Source organism: Asticcacaulis benevestitus DSM 16100 = ATCC BAA-896 (assembly GCF_000376105.1).
In the GTDB taxonomy this organism is placed as follows: domain Bacteria; phylum Pseudomonadota; class Alphaproteobacteria; order Caulobacterales; family Caulobacteraceae; genus Asticcacaulis; species Asticcacaulis benevestitus.
Window position 1 is genome coordinate 2,501 of the sequence record NZ_AQWM01000073.1, and the last position, 2,842, is coordinate 5,342.

The 2,842-nt window shown below is 51.7% G+C and carries 1 rRNA gene (only partly in view); it reads left to right on the forward strand.

Features of this window, described 5'->3' with window-relative positions:
- Positions 1-2,741, forward strand: a 23S ribosomal RNA gene (locus tag B060_RS0123215) (it extends 41 nt beyond the left edge of the window).
- Positions 2,742-2,842 lie beyond the last annotated feature (101 nt).

Here is a 2,842-nt window from a genome sequence, read left to right on the forward strand (position 1 = left end):
AGAGGCGATGAAGGACGTAGCAAGCTGCGATAAGATGCGGGGAGGCGCTAGCACCCATTGATCCGCATATTTCCGAATGGGGAAACCCACCTTTACGGCTCTCTCATTTATCCAAACCTTCTGGTTTGGTTAGATGAGTTAGTTGTTGAAAGGTATAATAAGCTGAATACATAGGCTTATTAAGCAAACCCGGTGAACTGAAACATCTCAGTAACCGGAGGAAAGGACATCAACCGAGACTTCCCTAGTAGTGGCGAGCGAACGGGAACCAGGCCAGTGCTCTTGTGAAATAAAGCCGAACGATCTGGAAAGGTCGACCATAGCGGGTGACAGTCCCGTAGGCGTCAAATAGCAAGAGACTCGAGTAGGGCGGGACACGTGAAATCCTGTCTGAACATGGGGGGACCACCCTCCAAGCCTAAGTACTCCTCTACGACCGATAGTGAACAAGTACCGTGAGGGAAAGGTGAAAAGCACCCCGACAAGGGGAGTGAAACAGATCCTGAAATCGGAAGCCTACAAGCAGTCGGAGCCCCCCAGCGGGGTGACGGCGTACCTTTTGTATAATGGGTCAGCGACTTCATGTGCCGAGCAAGCTTAAGCCGTTAGGTGTAGGCGTAGCGAAAGCGAGTTTGAATAGAGCGTTAAGTTCGTCGCATGACGACCCGAAACTAGGTGATCTATCCATGAGCAGGATGAAGGTTGGGTAACACCAACTGGAGGTCCGAACACGTGAATGTTGAAAAATTCTGTGATGACTTGTGGATAGGGGTGAAAGGCCAATCAAACCTAGACATAGCTGGTTCTCCGCGAAATCTATTTAGGTAGAGCGTCGAATTTATTCCTTGGGGGGTAGAGCACTGGATGGATGCGGGCTGCGCGAGTGGTACCAATTCTAACCAAACTCCGAATACCCAAGAGAACTGTTCGGCAGACACACTGTGGGTGCTAACGTCCATGGTGAAAAGGGAAACAACCCTAACCTGCATCTAAGGCCCCCAAATTATGGCTAAGTGGGAAACGATGTGGGATTGCTTTGACAATCAGGAGGTTGGCTTAGAAGCAGCCATCCTTTAAAGATAGCGTAACAGCTCACTGATCAAGCGATCCTGCGCGGAAAATGTAACGGGGCTAAAGCCATGTGCCGAAGATCAGGGCTCCTTCGGGAGCGGTAGCGGAGCGTTCTGTAAGCCTGTGAAGGTCAATCGTGAGGTTGGCTGGAGGTATCAGAAGTGAGAATGCTGACATGAGTAGCGATAAAGAGTGTGAGAGACACTCTCGCCGAAAGACCAAGGGTTCCTACGTAAAGCTAATCTGCGTAGGGTTAGCCAGCCCCTAAGGCGAGGCCGAAAGGCGTAGTCGATGGGAACCAGGTAAATATTCCTGGGCCAGTATGAAGTGACGGATGAGGTAACTTGTGAGGGCTTATTGGATTGCTCCTTGCAGGGAACTTGTCCCTGGAAATAACTCATACAGAGACTGTACCCGAAACCGACACAGGTGGTCAGGTAGAGTATACCAAGGCGCTTGAGAGAACTATGCTGAAGGAACTCGGCAAATTACACGCGTAACTTCGGGATAAGCGTGACTTGTATTTGGGCAACCAGATGTAAGTGGCACAGGCTAGGGGGTAGCGACTGTTTATCAAAAACACAGGGCTCTGCGAAGCTGTAAAGCGACGTATAGGGTCTGACGCCTGCCCGGTGCCGGAAGGTTAAAAGGAGTGGTGCAAGCTGCGAATTGAAGCCCCGGTAAACGGCGGCCGTAACTATAACGGTCCTAAGGTAGCGAAATTCCTTGTCGGGTAAGTTCCGACCTGCACGAATGGCGTAACGACTTCCCCACTGTCTCCAGCATAGGCTCAGCGAAATTGAATTCCCCGTGAAGATGCGGGGTTCCCGCGGTCAGACGGAAAGACCCTATGAACCTTTACTATAGCTTCGCCTTGGCGTTAGCAGCAACATGTGTAGGATAGGTGGGAGGCTATGAAGCGAGGGCGCCAGTTCTCGTGGAGCCATCCTTGAAATACCACCCTTATTGCTGTTGACGTCTAACCGAGATCCGTTATCCGGATCCGGGACATGGCGTGGTGGGTAGTTTGACTGGGGCGGTCGCCTCCCAAAGTGTAACGGAGGCGCGCGATGGTGGGCTCAGAACGGTCGGAAATCGTTCGACGAGTGCAATGGCATAAGCCCGCCTGACTGCGAGACTGACAAGTCGAGCAGAGACGAAAGTCGGCCATAGTGATCCGGTGGTCCTGCGTGGAAGGGCCATCGCTCAACGGATAAAAGGTACTCTAGGGATAACAGGCTGATTTTGCCCAAGAGTCCATATCGACGGCAAAGTTTGGCACCTCGATGTCGGCTCATCACATCCTGGGGCTGGAGCAGGTCCCAAGGGTATGGCTGTTCGCCATTTAAAGTGGTACGTGAGCTGGGTTCAGAACGTCGTGAGACAGTTTGGTCCCTATCTGCCGTGGGTGTACGAGACTTGAGAGGATCTGTCCCTAGTACGAGAGGACCGGGATGGACATACCTCTGGTGGACCTGTCGTGGCGCCAGCCGCGCAGCAGGGTAGCTAAGTATGGAATAGATAACCGCTGAAAGCATCTAAGCGGGAAACTAGCCTCAAAACAAGGTCTCGCTGAGGATCGTGGTAGACCACCACGTTGATAGGCTGGGTGTGGAAGCTCCGTGAGGAGTGAAGCTAACCAGTACTAATAATCCGATAGGCTTGATCGTTCCTCAATTAAATTTATGTGTGCTCAAGCAGCGAATGCGGTAGCACAGTCCATAATGGAACAACATCAACATACACTGAAATTAATGTCATACCTGCTTGC